Origin of the sequence: Paraburkholderia sp. PGU19 (assembly GCF_013426915.1) — a bacterium.
Taxonomy (GTDB): Bacteria; Pseudomonadota; Gammaproteobacteria; order Burkholderiales; family Burkholderiaceae; genus Paraburkholderia.
Genome location: NZ_AP023179.1, coordinates 3,370,554 through 3,385,170 on the forward strand (window position 1 = coordinate 3,370,554; position 14,617 = coordinate 3,385,170).

12 protein-coding genes are annotated in these 14,617 nt (G+C 62.4%); 1 reads left to right on the forward strand and 11 read right to left on the reverse strand.

Going from position 1 to position 14,617, the window contains the following annotated elements:
- Positions 1-44 precede the first annotated feature (44 nt).
- From mraY to H1204_RS15345, 9 genes are all read right to left on the reverse strand, one after another.
- The gene (gene mraY, locus H1204_RS15305; RefSeq protein ID WP_007747064.1) at positions 45-1,214 is read right to left on the reverse strand and encodes a phospho-N-acetylmuramoyl-pentapeptide-transferase; all 1,170 of its coding nucleotides are present in this window, start codon (positions 1,212-1,214) and stop codon (positions 45-47) included.
- A 17-nt stretch (positions 1,215-1,231) separates the two neighbouring features.
- Complete coding sequence (gene murF, locus H1204_RS15310; protein ID WP_180728972.1) at positions 1,232-2,647, reverse strand: UDP-N-acetylmuramoyl-tripeptide--D-alanyl-D-alanine ligase; 1,416 nt, start codon at positions 2,645-2,647, stop codon at positions 1,232-1,234.
- Positions 2,644-4,182, reverse strand: coding sequence for a UDP-N-acetylmuramoyl-L-alanyl-D-glutamate--2,6-diaminopimelate ligase (locus tag H1204_RS15315; RefSeq protein WP_180728973.1), 1,539 nt, complete (start codon positions 4,180-4,182; stop codon positions 2,644-2,646). The genes murF and H1204_RS15315 overlap by 4 nt, the downstream gene beginning before the upstream one ends.
- Complete coding sequence (locus H1204_RS15320) at positions 4,179-6,062, reverse strand: penicillin-binding protein 2 (RefSeq protein WP_180728974.1); 1,884 nt, start codon at positions 6,060-6,062, stop codon at positions 4,179-4,181. Before H1204_RS15320 ends, H1204_RS15315 begins: the two co-directional genes overlap by 4 nt.
- Positions 6,059-6,409 (reverse strand): cell division protein FtsL, encoded by a 351-nt coding sequence (gene ftsL / locus H1204_RS15325; protein ID WP_180728975.1) that lies wholly within the window; start codon positions 6,407-6,409, stop codon positions 6,059-6,061. The genes H1204_RS15320 and ftsL overlap by 4 nt, the downstream gene beginning before the upstream one ends.
- On the reverse strand, positions 6,406-7,359 hold the full coding sequence (rsmH, locus tag H1204_RS15330; protein WP_054929055.1) for a 16S rRNA (cytosine(1402)-N(4))-methyltransferase RsmH: 954 nt from the start codon (positions 7,357-7,359) through the stop codon (positions 6,406-6,408). Before rsmH ends, ftsL begins: the two co-directional genes overlap by 4 nt.
- A gap of 15 nt (positions 7,360-7,374) precedes the next feature.
- The gene (gene mraZ / locus H1204_RS15335) at positions 7,375-7,803 is read right to left on the reverse strand and encodes a division/cell wall cluster transcriptional repressor MraZ (RefSeq protein WP_009771045.1); all 429 of its coding nucleotides are present in this window, start codon (positions 7,801-7,803) and stop codon (positions 7,375-7,377) included.
- A 405-nt stretch (positions 7,804-8,208) separates the two neighbouring features.
- On the reverse strand, positions 8,209-8,838 hold the full coding sequence (gene coq7 / locus H1204_RS15340; RefSeq protein ID WP_180728976.1) for a 2-polyprenyl-3-methyl-6-methoxy-1,4-benzoquinone monooxygenase: 630 nt from the start codon (positions 8,836-8,838) through the stop codon (positions 8,209-8,211).
- Positions 8,828-9,079: a hypothetical protein gene (locus H1204_RS15345; RefSeq protein ID WP_180728977.1), complete on the reverse strand. Its 252-nt coding sequence runs from the start codon at positions 9,077-9,079 to the stop codon at positions 8,828-8,830. The genes coq7 and H1204_RS15345 overlap by 11 nt, the downstream gene beginning before the upstream one ends.
- A gap of 50 nt (positions 9,080-9,129) precedes the next feature.
- On the opposite strand from H1204_RS15345, the gene H1204_RS15350 reads away from it, so the two are divergent.
- Complete coding sequence (locus tag H1204_RS15350; RefSeq protein WP_180728978.1) at positions 9,130-10,332, forward strand: porin; 1,203 nt, start codon at positions 9,130-9,132, stop codon at positions 10,330-10,332.
- 202 nt (positions 10,333-10,534) lie between these two features.
- On the opposite strand, the gene H1204_RS15355 is transcribed toward H1204_RS15350, so the two are convergent.
- The gene (locus tag H1204_RS15355) at positions 10,535-12,208 is read right to left on the reverse strand and encodes a long-chain fatty acid--CoA ligase (protein WP_180728979.1); all 1,674 of its coding nucleotides are present in this window, start codon (positions 12,206-12,208) and stop codon (positions 10,535-10,537) included.
- A 167-nt stretch (positions 12,209-12,375) separates the two neighbouring features.
- A complete protein-coding gene (locus H1204_RS15360) occupies positions 12,376-14,454 on the reverse strand; it encodes a molybdopterin oxidoreductase family protein (protein WP_180728980.1) in 2,079 nt (692 codons plus the stop codon).
- Positions 14,455-14,617: the final 163 nt, after the last annotated feature.

Consider the following 14,617-nt stretch of genomic DNA (forward strand, 5'->3'; position numbering starts at 1 on the left):
GCTTTGCGACTTGCTTGCGACTTTAAGTACGACTCGAATCCGGCTTAACGCAACTTGAGCGTCGACAAACCGAACAGGCACAACATCAGCGTGATGATCCAGAAACGCACCACCACCTGCGTTTCCTTCCAGCCCGACAATTCGAAGTGGTGATGCAGCGGCGCCATCTTGAAGATGCGGCGGCCTTCACCGAAACGTGCCTTCGTGAACTTGAACCACGTGACCTGCAACATCACCGACACCGTCTCGGCGACGAAAATCCCGCCCATGATGAACAGCACGATTTCCTGACGCACGATCACGGCGATCGTGCCGAGCGCGCCGCCCAGCGCGAGCGCGCCGACGTCGCCCATGAACACCTGCGCCGGGTGCGTGTTGAACCAGAGGAACGCGAGCCCTGCCCCGCCCATCGCCGAGCAGAAGATCAGCATTTCGCCCGCGCCCGCGATGTGCGGGAACAGCAGGTATTTCGAATAGACGGCACTGCCCATCACGTACGCGAACACGCCGAGCGACGAGCCGACCAGCACGACGGGCATGATGACGAGGCCGTCGAGACCGTCGGTGAGATTCACTGCGTTGCTCGAACCGACGATCACGAAATACGTCAGCGCGATGAAGCCCCACACGCCGAGCGGATAGGTCATCGACTTGAGGAACGGCAGCAACAGGTCGGCGCGCGCGGGCAGGCCCATCGACAGACCGCTGCGCACCCACGCCATGAACAGGTCGAACACGCGCACGTTGCTCGCTTCCGACACACTGAACGCGAGATACACGGCTGCGAACAGACCAATCACCGACTGCCAGAAATACTTTTCGCGCGACGACATGCCGCGCGGGTCCTTGTAGACGACCTTGCGATAGTCATCCACCCAGCCGATCACGCCGAAGCCGAACGTGACGAGCATCACGATCCAGATGAAGCGGTTGGTCAGGTCGGCCCACAACAGTGTGGACACGGCGATGCCGATCAGAATCAGCACGCCGCCCATCGTCGGCGTGCCGGATTTCACCAGGTGCGTCTGCGGGCCGTCCTTGCGCACGGCCTGGCCGACCTTCATCTGCGCGAGCTTGCGGATCACCCACGGGCCGCAGACGAGCCCGATCAGCAGCGCGGTGATCGTCGCCGCGACAGCACGAAACGTCAGATAACTGAACACGCGCAAAAAGCCTACGTCGTTCTGCAGCCATTGCGCCAGCGCCAGTAACATACTTCTGTCCTTCTCTTTCAGTGTGCGCCGGGCGCGTTGCCCGGTGCAGCGGGTTGTGGACTCGTAACGGCGTCCACCACGCGTTCCATTTTCATGAAGCGCGAGCCTTTCACGAGATACGTCGCAGCCGCGCCGTGACCGGCCTGCTGCAATTGCGCGACGAGCGTGTTCACGTCGTCGCAATGGTGTGCTTCACTGCCGTACGCGGCGCAGGCATCGCGCGACGCGTCGCCCAGCGCATACAGCGCGTCGATGCCGCGCGCCTTCGCGTATGCGCCGACTTCGCGATGAAACTCCGGGCCGTTGTCGCCGACTTCGCCCATGTCGCCCATCACCAGCACGCGCGGCGACGGACGCTCTGCGAGCACGTCGATGGCGGCGAGCATGGAGTCAGGATTCGCGTTGTACGTGTCGTCGATCACGGTCGCGCCCGCCATCGAGCCGAGCGCCGCGCGCTTCACCTGCAAGCGGCCCTTCACTGCGCCAAATGCTTCGAGACCGCGCTTGATCGCTTCCAGCGAAACACCCGACGCGAGCGCCGCTGCCGTCGCTGCCAGCGCGTTGTGCGCGTTGTGCGCGCCGAGCACTTGCAGCATGACGTCGACGTGGCCTTCGGGCGTATCGATGCTCAACTGATTTCCGTCAAGCGTGCCTTGGACCGCAGCTTCCGTCGTGCGTTCTGCCGTATTCAGCGCGAAATCGACGATGCGATTGCCCGTTGCCGCGACGCGCCAGATGCCGGCGTAGGCATCGTTGGCAGGGAACACGGCGACGCCTTCGGCTTTAAGCGCGTGAATCACGCTGGCATGTTCGAGCGCGACGGCCTCGACTGTCGCCATGAATTCCTGATGCTCGCGCTGCGCGTTGTTGACGACCGCGACGGTCGGCTCGGCAATCGTGCCGAGCAGGGCCGTCTCGCCCGGATGATTCATGCCGAGCTCGACGACGGCGAGCTTGTGCGTTTCGTTCAGACGGAACAGCGTCAGCGGCAGGCCGACGTCGTTGTTGAAATTGCCGGCCGTCGCAAGACGCGATTGCTCACCGACAGCCGCCGCGAAGATCGACGAGATCATTTCCTTGACCGTCGTCTTGCCGTTGCTGCCCGTTACTGCGACGAGCGGCATCGCAAAGCGACGACGCCAGCCGTTGGCCAATGCGCCCAATGCCGTGCGCGTATCGCCCGTCACGCGCAATGCGGGCACGTTTAAATTGTCTGGCGTGCGGGTGACGAGCACCGCGCTGACATTGCGCGCGGCGACGTCGGCGAGAAAATCGTGCGCGTCGAAACGGTCGCCCTTCAGCGCGACGAACAGATCGCCGGGGCCGCACGAACGGCTGTCCGTGGAGACACGCTCGAACGCGACCGATTCGTCGCCCGTTACTGTTGCGCCGGGAATCAGTGCCACGGCTTCACGCAGCGAAAACATGTTCATTCGCCACCTCCGCGTGCGTGCGTGACGCGCGCAGCCAGCGCGAGCCGCGCGTGATCCTGATCCGAGAACGCGCGTTTCTTGCCCATGATTTCCTGCGTCGATTCGTGACCCTTGCCCGCCAGCACGATGACGTCCTCGCGAGCCGCGCAACGCACGGCCTGGAGGATCGCGCTCGCGCGGTCTTCAATGCGGCGCGCCTTCGACGCGTCCTTCATGCCGGCCGCGATCTGGTCGATGATTTTTTGCGGATCTTCGCTGCGCGGGTTGTCGCTCGTCACGACGACGCCGTCGGCGCAGCGCTCCGCGATTTCGCCCATCAACGGACGCTTGGTCGCGTCGCGGTCGCCGCCACAGCCGAACATGCAGATCAGCTTGCCACCGCGCGCATCGGCGATCGGGCGCAATGCCGTCAGTGTCTTTTCGAGCGCATCCGGCGTGTGCGCGAAGTCGATCACGACGAGCGGCTCGTCGTTCTGCAGGCGGCCGCCGAGGCGCTCCATCCGGCCGTTCACCGATTCGAGCTTCGCCAGTTGCGCGACAGCGGCGTCGAACGGTACGTCGGACGCGAGCAGCGCGCCGAGCACGCCGAGCAGATTGCTTACGTTGAACGTGCCGAGCGTGTTGACCTCGATGTCGGTATTGCCCCAGTCCGACGCGATGTGGAATGCCGTGCCTGTCGCTGTCGCGCGCGCATTGGACGCGACGATCGACGCGTCGGCCTGCACGTCGGCGTGCGATTGAAGCGCGTAGGCGATGGTCTTCGCGTGGCCTTTCGTGCTCGCGATCAGGCGGCGGCCGGCTTCGTCATCAGCGTTGATGACGGCGGCCTTCAGTTCCGGCCACGCGAACAGGCGCGCTTTCGCGGCTTCGTAGGCTTCGAACGTGCCGTGATAGTCGAGGTGGTCCTGCGTGAGATTCGTGAACACGGCGACGTTGAACGCGGTGCCGTTCACACGACCCTGATGCAGCGCGTGCGACGACACTTCCATCGCGACGGCTTTCGCGCCTGCAGCGCGCAACTGCGCGAGGTTGCGTTGCAGTTGCGGCGCGTCGGGCGTCGTGAAGCCTGTGTACACGAGGTGGCCCGGCATGCCGCTGCCGAGCGTACCGATGATCGCGCACGGCTGGCCGAGCGCCGTGAGCGCGGCCGAAATCCAGTTCGTGCACGACGTCTTGCCATTCGTGCCCGTCACGCCGATCACGCGCATCGCGTCGCTCGGATCGCCGTACCACGCGCTCGCGATCGTGCCCGCCAGTTCGTTCAGGCGAGGCACGGCGTACATCGTCGCGGGATCGATATCGCCCGTGAAACCGTCCGATTGCACGAGCACAGCCGCCGCGCCGCGCTCGATCGCGTTCGCGATGAACGGGCGGTTGTCCGCGCCGTCGACGGCATACGCGAGGAACACGTCGCCTGCCGCGATCGTGCGGGTATCGGCGTGCAAATGTGCGCCTGGCTGCACGCGTGCGCGCAGCCAGGTTAGCGCGTCAGCAATCTGCTGTTGCGCTGGATGAGAAGAACGCAGCGCACTCATCTAACGACTCCGGGGCGGTTCTTCGTACTGTCTGAAATCTGCAGCTTCTTCGGTGCGGCATGCGTCGAAAGTTTCTTTGCGCCGTTCGCACCATTGGCGGCCGGCTGCGATGCGGCAGCGGGCTTCGCGGGATTCATTTCGTCGGACACGACCATCTGCTTGACGGGCTGATCGGGCGGCACGTTCAGCGAGCGCAGCGTGTCGCCGACGATCGACGAGAACACCGGGCCCGACACCTGGCCGCCGAAGTGGCTGCCTGCAGTCGGTTCGTCGACGGACACGGCCACCACGATGCGCGGATTCGGCATCGGCGCCATGCCGACGAACGACGCGCGGTACTTGCTGTGGTCATAGCCACGGCCCACGTGCTTGTATGCCGTACCCGACTTGCCGCCGACGCGATAGCCGGGCACGGCCGCGTCTGGCGACGTGCCGCCAGGCGAGACGACCGTTTCGAGCATCGCGCGGACTTCGCGCGCGGTAGTCGGTGCGAAGACTTGCGTGCCAGTGGCCGGCTGGTCTTTCGGTGTGCGGAAAATCGACACGGGAAGGATCCGGCCGTCGTTCGCGATGGCCGTGTAGGCGCGACCCAGCTGGAACAGCGACACGGAAAGACCGTAGCCGTACGACATCGTCGCCTGCTCGATGCGGCGCCAGCTCTTCCAGGGGCGCAGACGGCCCGCCGCCGCGCCCGGGAAACCGACCTTCGGCGCCTGGCCGAGACCAATGCCCGTGTACATGTTCCACATCTCTTCGGGCCTGAGCTGCATCGCGATCTTGGTCGCGCCGATGTTGCTCGACTTCTGGATCACCCCGCCCACCGTCAGCACGCCGAAGCCGGAGTCGTCGGTGATGGGTGCGCCGTCCAGTACGAAACGGCCGCCACCCGTATCCACCAGTGTAGTCGGCGTAACGCGGTGCAGATCGAGCGCGAGCGACACCGTGAACGGCTTCATGATCGAGCCCGGCTCGAACGTGTCGGTCAGGATGCGGTTGCGCAGTTGCTCGCCCGTCAGATGCGAGCGGTCGTTCGGGTTATAGGTCGGATAATTGACGAGCGCGAGCACTTCGCCCGTTTGCACGTCGATCACCATCGCGGCGCCCGCTTTGGCCTTGAACTTCTGCACGGCCGCTTTCAGGTTCGTGTACGCGATGTACTGGATCTTGCTGTCGATCGACAGATCGACGTCCTGACCGTTGTGCGGCACGACCTGCTCGTCCACGTCTTCGACGATGTGGCCGAGTCGGTCCTTGATCACACGGCGGCTGCCCGACATACCGGCGAGCAGCTTCTGGTCGCCGAGTTCGACGCCTTCCTGGCCTTCGTCCTCGACGTTCGTAAAGCCGATCAGGTGAGCCGTGATTTCGCCTTCCGGATAAAAGCGCTTGTACTCGTTGCGCTGATAGATGCCGGGGATGTTCAGCGCTTCCACTTTCGCGGCCACTTCGACGGGCACCTGACGCTTCACATAGACGAACGTCTTGTCTTCCGACAGCTTCTTGCGCAGCTCCGGCTGCGTCATGTCGAGCAGCTTGGCGAGATCGGCGAGCTTGTCCGCGCCGAGGTCGTCGGGCACCGACTCGGGGATCGCCCAGATGGCGCGCACGGGCAAGCTCGTTGCGAGCACGAGGCCGTTACGGTCGAGAATCTTGCCGCGCGTGGCCGGCAACTCCAGGCGGCGCTGATAGCGGCTTTCACCCTGCTTCTGATAGAAGCCGTTGCCCGGGCCCTGAATCCAGAACGCGCGCGCCGTCAGCGCGACGAACGCCATGAACAGCAGGAACACGACGAGCTTCGAGCGCCACATCGGCAGGCGCACCGAGAGAATCGGATTCGCCGAGAACGCGACACTCTTGTTCTTGTTCGACGATTTCTTCATCGCGTGCCTCGACGAGCTTTCGTGGCAGATGCCGGAGTCGGCGCCGAAGTCGGAATGGGCGCGTCTTCGGCCGTAGCGGAGCCGGAGTCGAGCGTCAGATATTGCGTGCGTCCCGTGGTCGCGCCCTGCATCTTCAGAGAATCAGTCGCGATCTGCTCGATGCGCGAGGTCTTCGACAACGCGCTCTGCTGATATTGAAGCTGCGAATAGTCCTGCTGCAGCTGACGCTCCTGCGATTGGGCGCGCTGCAACTGGATAAAGAACTGACGCTGCTGATTGGTCGCGTTGACGACGGAAAGCGCACAACCCATCACGACGATCAGCAGGAAGATATTGAGGCGGTTCATGGCGCGATCCGCTCCGCGACACGCATCACGGCGGAACGGGCGCGCGGGTTTGCGGCGACTTCGGCGTCGCTCGCGAATACGCGGCCAATCAGTTTGAGCGGCGGGCTCGGCAGGTCGACAGCGCGGATCGGCAGACGGCGATCGACAGCAGGCGCATTCGAGTGCGCCTGCATGAACCGCTTGACGATCCGGTCTTCGAGCGAATGAAAGCTGATCACGACCAGCCGCCCCCCTTGCTCCAGCAACGACAATGCTGCTTCTAGTACGACTTGCAGCTCCGCAAGCTCTTGATTGATGTGAATCCGTATAGCTTGAAAGGTGCGGGTTGCCGGGTCCTTACCCTTCTCACGGGTTTTGACGACGTTAGCCACGATTTGGGCAAGCTCGCCCGTGCTGACGAGAGGCCCAAGACGGTCGGACTCTGCCCGGCGAGCAGCAAGCGCCTTTGCAATCTGAAAAGCAAACCGTTCTTCCCCATAATCCCGTATCACCTCCGTCATTTCCTGCACCGTGGCCCGCGCCAGCCAATCCGCGGCGGACTCGCCGCGCGTCGGGTCCATCCGCATGTCGAGCGGGCCGTCGGCGCGGAAACTGAAACCCCGCTCCGGGTCGTCGAACTGCGGCGACGACACGCCCAGATCCAGCAACACCCCCGACACACGCCCTACCCCGCGCTCGCTCATCGCGTCGCGCAGTGATGCGAAACTTTCATGCACGATCTCGAAGCGCGGATCGGCGATCTGCTGCGCGGTGGCAATGGCGAGCGGGTCCTTGTCGAATCCGATCAGACGCCCCGATTCGCCCAGCTTTGCCAGCACCGCGCGGCTATGGCCGCCGCGCCCGAACGTGCCATCTATATAGATACCGTCCGCGCGCGTGACGAGCGCATTCACCGCTTCTTCGAGCAGCACCGTGCGATGCTGCAATTCGTTACTCATCGCAGGCGCCATATGTATTACCTGCGGTCAGAATGTGAAGTTCTTCAGAGACTCGGGCATGCCCTGCGACATGGCCGCCTGTTCCTGCGCGTCGTAGGTTTCCTTGTCCCAGATCTCGAACCGGCTTCCCATTCCCAGCAACATCACTTCTTTTTCCAGCTTTGCCGCCTGGCGCAGCTCGGGCGCGATCAGCACGCGGCCAGCCGTGTCCAGATCGACATCCGCAGCACTGCCGAGAAAAATCCGCTGAAACCATTTGGCTTCCATCGGCAGCGCGACGATCTTGGCGCGAAAGACTTCCCACTCGGGGCGCGGAAATAGCAACAGGCAGCCGTCCGGGTGACGCGTGATGGTCACTCGGCCTTCTGCCTGTCCTTGCAGCGCATCACGATAGCGAGACGGGACGGACATCCGCCCCTTCGCATCGAGTGTCAGCGCTGACGCCCCTTGGAACACTTCACTCCCCTTTTTTCAGGGCGCTGAAAGATGTCGCCCGATTCTGGAAATTTACCGAAGAAAGCGCGTTGGATCACACAAAAATACACTTTCTCACACTGTCTCCCACTTTAGAGTAACCCCCAACACGGGTCAAGGGAGAGTCGCGGTTTTTTGACGAATTTTGTTTGCTAGAACAAGGACTTAGCGACGCCTGCTCAGGTGACGCCTAAAAATGGAAAATCGTTATAAATGAATGAACTAACGAATCTTGTGAAGGTGATACGTGAAAAGTGCGGGGGAAGAGCGTGGAATGAAAGCGTTCCTGGAGGATGAAAAGCGCGGGAAGAGAGAAGATTTGGAGCGAATTTCCAGGGGCGACGCGGGGTGCGCCGCCCACTTCGAACAGTTTTGCCTGAAACCAGATTACACGTGATACGCCGTGCGGGTCATGATCTTCGACGCGGCCCGCATCAGCGCGCGTGCCGGGAACGGCAACTCGACGCCGCCCGCATCCGTTGCAGCCTTGCCGTGCGCGGCTTCATCGATGCGCATCTGTTCGACGATCGCGCGCGACTCGTGATCGCCTTCAGGCAGCGTGGTCAGATGGCCGTCCAGATGCAGTTCGACCTGCCGCTCCGTCTCCGCCATGAAGCCGAGGCTCACGCGATCACCAAGGCGCCCGGCTGCAAGACCGATCGCGAGGGCGCCAGCATACCAGAGCGGATTGAGCAGGCTTGGACGCGAATTGAGCGCTTCGAGGCGCTTGTACGTCCACGCCAGGTGATCTTCCTCTTCGCGTGCGGCATGCTCGAAGGCCTGCTTGAGCGCCGGCGAGCCCGTCGCCAGCTTTTGCGCCTGATACAGCGCCTGCGCGCACACCTCGCCGACGTGATTCACGCGCATCAATCCCGCCGCGTGCGCGCGCTCCTCGTCAGTCAGCTCGACTGGCTCCGTCGACGCGGGCGGAACGGGTAGAGGACGCGACATGCGCGACACCCCGGTCATTGAGCGTAAACCCCGATCGAACTCATTAATCAATTCATCAAGCAGCATTCTGGCCTCCACGACGCGGCGCCCGGATCGCTTCGCGCAAACCCTTGTCCAGCAAGACTTTGCGGCCGGTGGCAAGAAAAATTCCGAAGCGCTTAGGACAGCCGATTCTGGATTTTAGATCATGTTGCGTAAACGAAACAGCGGCCTGGTTGCCGCCCTGCTTTTTCTTTGTGCGTATTGGTGTCTTTGCTACATTACGTGGCAACTTCTCGACGAAGTTACGTAAGGCTGCAACACACATAAATATTTGCCTTGCTTGAAAATAATTCGCATTTCCTTGGAGATCTTTCGATGAAAAAGTCGCTTCTCGCTCTTGCAGCAATGGGCGCATTTGCCGGCGTCGCACATGCTCAGAGCAGCGTGACGTTGTACGGCATTATTGACGAAGGTTTTAACTACACGAACCACGTGCAGACGGCAGCTGGCGCTGGCCGCACGAACCAGAGCCTGTACAACCTGTCGAGCGGCGTTCTGCAAGGCAGCCGTTGGGGCCTGCGCGGTACTGAGGACCTTGGCGGTGGCCTGAAAGCGGTCTTCGTGCTGGAAAGCGGCTTTGACGTGAACTCCGGCAAGTCTGGTCAGGGCGGCGCGCTGTTCGGCCGTCAGGCTTATGTTGGTCTGTCGAGCCAGTTCGGTACGGTTACGATGGGTCGCCAGTATGACTCCGTGGTCGACTACGTCGGTCCGCTGGAAGCCGGCGACCAGTGGGGCGGCTACATCGCGGCTCACCCGGACGATCTGGACAACTTCAACAACGCAAACCGCGTGAACAACGCAATCAAGTTCACGAGCGCGAACTACGCCGGCCTGACGTTCGGCGGCATGTATAGCCTCGGCGGCGTTGCAGGCGCGACGGGCCGCAACCAGATCTGGTCGTTGGGCGCTGGCTACAACAACGGCCCGCTGGTCTTGGGTGCTGGCTACTTGAACGTCCGCGATCCGAATACCTCGTTCTGGGGCAACGTGCCGAGCAGCGGCGCGAACCCGACGAACAACATCGGCAAGGTTACGGGCGTCCAGGGTAACCCGGTCATCTCGGGTTTCGCTACGGCCAACTCGTACCAGGTCGGCGGCGCAGGTGGTGCATACACGTTCGGCGCTGCAACGGTCGGTGTGACGTATTCGTTCATCCAGTTCGGCAACCTCGGCTCGGAAAACGTCACGGCTCCGGCTTACCGCGGCTCGGCAACGTTCAACAACGGCGAAATCAACTTCAAGTATCAGTTGACGCCGGCTCTCGTTCTGGGCGCAGCATATGATTACACGCGCCTCGCTTCGTTCAACGGTCATGGCGGCGCGCACTACAACCAGGGCGCACTCGGCGCAGACTACTTCTTGTCGAAGCGCACGGACGTCTACCTGATCGGCGTGTACCAACGCGCTGCGGGTACGGACTCGACGGGCCAGCAAGCAGTTGCTTCGATCAACGGTCTGACGCCGTCGAACTCGAACAACCAGTTCACGGCTCGCGTCGGTATCCGTCACAAGTTCTAATAAGTTGTGAAAGCGTAGTTACCCTCGAGGGCGCCTTAGGGCGCCCTTTTTTATTGGTGTGCCCGTCAGCCTGTCAGCACGTCAAATAGAAAAGGCCCAACGGGATGAACCGTCAGGCCTTTTCGGGTCTCGTTTGCCGACTGTCACGTCGATCTATGCGTTAGTGGTCTCTCTCGCCTGTACTCTTACCTGAGTGCGACGTTCACGCTCTGCCGTCACGCAATTCGCGACGCAGGATCTTGCCAACATTGCTCTTCGGCAGTTCCTTGCGAAACTCGATCATCCGCGGGCGCTTGTAGCCCGTCAGTTGAGTCTTGCAGTACGCGAAAATGTCGGCGTCGGTGATCGCGTCGTCCTTCTTCACGATGTAAAGCTTCACCGCTTCGCCCGAATGCTCGTCCGGCACGCCGACAGCAGCCACTTCGAACACGCCGGGGTGCTTGGCAACCACGTCCTCGATCTCGTTCGGATAGACGTTGAATCCCGACACCAGAATCATGTCCTTCTTCCGGTCGACGATCTTCACGAAGCCGTCGTCGTTGACGGTCGCGATGTCGCCTGACCGGAAGAAGCCGTCGGACGTCATCACCTTCGCCGTTTCATCCGGCCGGTTCCAGTAGCCCGCCATCACCTGCGGACCTCGAATGCACAACTCGCCCGCCTGACCGGGCGGCAGTTCGTTGCCGTCGTCGTCGCGAATCGATATTTCCGTCGACGGCAGCGGCAGACCGATCGTGCCGCTATATTCAGTGACCGTGGTCGGATTGCAGGTGACGCACGGCGACGTCTCCGACAAGCCGTAGCCTTCGACGATCGGCGCGTGCGTGCGCTCGTACCAGCGGTTGGCGACGGCTTCCTGCACGGCCATCCCGCCGGCGTTCGCGACCAGCAGGTTCGAGAAATCGAGCTTTGCGAAATCAGGATGATTGAGCATCGCGTTGTACAGCGTATTCACGGCGGGGAACGTCGTGATTTTGTAGCCGTGCAGCGACTTGATCATCCCGGCGATATCGCGTGGATTCGGAATCAGCACGCCGAGGCCGCCCGTACGGATCGTCAGCAGACCGCAAACCGTCAGCGCGAACACGTGGTACAGCGGCAGCGCGACAACGGTCACGAACTGGTCAATGTCGCCGCGCTTCTTACGCGCCGGCTCGACCCATACATGCGACTGCAGCACATTCGCGACCAGATTGCGGTGCAGGAGCGTTGCGCCCTTCGCGACGCCCGTCGTGCCGCCTGTGTACTGAAGAAACGCGACGTCGTCAGGACTCTGCTTCACGGGCGTGAACTTGCTGCGCGCGCCTGCGGAAATGGCATCGTTGAAGCTGACGTGGCCCGGCAGATTCCACGCGGGCACCATCTTCTTCACGCGACGTACGACGAAATTGACGATCAGGCCCTTCGCGCCCATCAGATCGCCCATCGCCGCGACGACGATATGTTTGATCGACGTATTGCGTACGATCGCCTGCAACGTGACCGCGAAATTCTCGAGCAGGATGATCGCTTCCGCGCCGCTGTCTTTCAGCTGATGCTCGAGCTCGCGCGGCGTGTACAGCGGGTTCACGTTCACGACGACGTAACCCGCGCGCAGGATCGCCGCGAGCGCGACCGGGTACTGCAGGACGTTGGGCATCATGATGGCAATGCGCGCGCCGCGCGCGATGCCCTTCGACTGGAGCCAGCCGGCAAGGCACGTCGACAGGCTGTCGAGTTCGCCGTACGTGATCTGCTTGCCCATGCAGGCGAAGGCCGGCTTCGCGCGAAATTCGCGAAAGCTCTCCTCCAGCATCGCGGTGACCGACTCGTATTGCGTCGGATCGATCTCTTTTGGCACGCCGGGCGGATACGACTTCAGCCAGACTTTTTCCATACGGCGTCTCCTCCGTGATTTTCGAATGGTCGTGCTAAAAGCCGCATCGTAGCATGCGCACACGTGTCGACATTCGGGATAAGCCCCCAGTTAGACGGTGCACTCGAAAGCGCGAACCGGGGCGCGAACGCGCAGCGGTTCCGTCCGCTGCGCGTGCGAAAAGCGACTCAGGCTCGTTCGACCTCGACGAGACAGTCGTAGAAAGTGGCGGAGCCGCCCAGGTCGGTCAGCGCCTGGCTGGTGACCTGGTTGGCGTTGCGGCCGTCCGGCGCAAGCTTTTTCCACCAGATCGACAGGCCGACGACGAGCCCGACACGCGCCTTGTCGGTGACGCGAGCGCGTGCCTGCATCGAGCCGCGATCGTTGAAGATGCGGACCTGATCGCCGTCGTTGATGCTGCGTTCGCTTGCGTCGGCGGGATGGATATCGAGATGCGGCTCGCCTTCCGTCGCGCGCAGGCTTTCGACGTTCACGAACGTGCTGTTGAGGAAATTACGCGCGGGCGGAGAAATCATCGCGAGCGGATAACGGGCCGCGAGTTCAGGCGAACCGTCCGCCGACTCATAAGGCGGCAGATAGTCGGGCACCGGTTCGAGGCCCGCTTGCGCGAGACGCTCGCTATAGAACTCGCACTTGCCGGACGGTGTGCGAAAGCCGCCGTTCGCAAACGGCGCATCGGAGACATTCAGCTTTGCCCAGCCATCGCGCTTGAGCGTCTCCCAGCTGCAGCCTTCCAGAAGCGGATCGTCCCAACGAAACGCCGACGACGCTACCGCCTCATCGCTTTCATACAGCGCTGGCTCGTCGAGGTTCATAGCGCGCGCGATGCCGCGGAAAATTTCCGTGTTCGGACGCGCGGCGCCGACAGGCGCGATTGCGGGCAGGTTGACCATGACGTGCGTGTGGCCGTACGACTTGTGGACATCGAGATGCTCGAGCTGCGTCGTAGCGGGCAGCAGCAGATCGGCGTAGTCGGCCGTATCGGTCTGGAAGTGCTCGAGCACGATCGTGAACAGATCCTCGCGCGCGAAGCCGGCGGCGACGCGCTCGGAGTCCGGCGCCACCGCGACGGGGTTCGAGTTGTACACGACGATCGCTTCGACCTTCGGCCCGAATGTGGCGTCACCCGGATGGCACAGCGCGTCACCGATTGCGTTCATATTCACGACGCGCGGCTGTTTCGACGGCCACCCAGGCATCAGGTCGGGCCGCGACAACGCATGCGAATCGACAGGCGCCCAGCCCGACGATGACAACAGCGCACCGCCCGCGCGCTCGCGCCAGGCACCCGTCAGCGACGGCAGGCAGGCGATCGCGCGAACGGCGTTGCCGCCGCCGCGTACGCGCTGCATGCCGTAGTTCAGGCGAATCGCCGACCTTTTCGTGCGGCCGTAGAGACGCGCAAGATCCACGACCACCTGCTCGTCGATTCCACAGATTTCAGCGACGCGCGCAGGTGGATAGTCGAGCGCGCGCGTTTTTAGTTGCTCGAAACCAAGCGTGTGATCGGCGATGTACGCGTGATCGAGCATGTCCTCCGCGATCAGTACATGCATCATGCCGAGCGCGAGCGCGCCGTCCGTCCCCGGCTTGAGTGCGATGTGCTGATGGCATTTTTCAGCAGTGAGCGAGCGGTACGGGTCGATTGCGATCAGACGCGCGCCGTTGCGCTTCGCCTCCTGCGCACGCGTCCAGAAGTGCAGGTTCGACGCGATCGGGTTTGCGCCCCAGATCAGAATCACCTCGCTCTCTGAGAAAAACTCCGTGAGCATCCCGAGGCTTGCGCCGTATGTATATTTGAGGCCCGCTGCGCCAGCCGCTGCGCAAATGGTCCGCTCCAGTTGAGAAGCGCCAAGCTTATGAAAAAAGCGCTGCGCGATGCTGTCGCCCTGCACGAAACCCATCGTCCCGGCGTAGCTGTACGGCACGATCGCTTCCGGCGCGCGGCCCGCGATTTCCGACAGGCGCTCGCCCGCGAGGCGCAGCGCTTCGTCCCAGCTGATCGGCTCGAAGCGTCCTTCGCCTTTTCGACCGATCCGGCGCATCGGCATCGTTAGCCGGCGTGGATGATGAACGCGATCCGCATAACGGCTGACCTTCGTGCACAGGACCCCTTGCGTCGGCGGATGATCCGGCTCACCGACAACCTTGATCGCGCGGCCGTTGTCGACGGTCACGCGCATCGCGCAGGTATCGGGACAGTCGTGGGGACAGACGGCGCGGGCGAATTCGGCGGGAGCGTTCATATTGGTATCGAGGGACAGCACGAATGAAGGTGTTGATTTTATTACGTTCCGGCGTCCGGATCTGACACAAGGCCGTCAAAAATAGGGATGGGCGTAGAATCGATTTTGATCTTCTCCGGAATCGACTGTCCGGATCAAACTGCACACAGCCAGACACTCAATC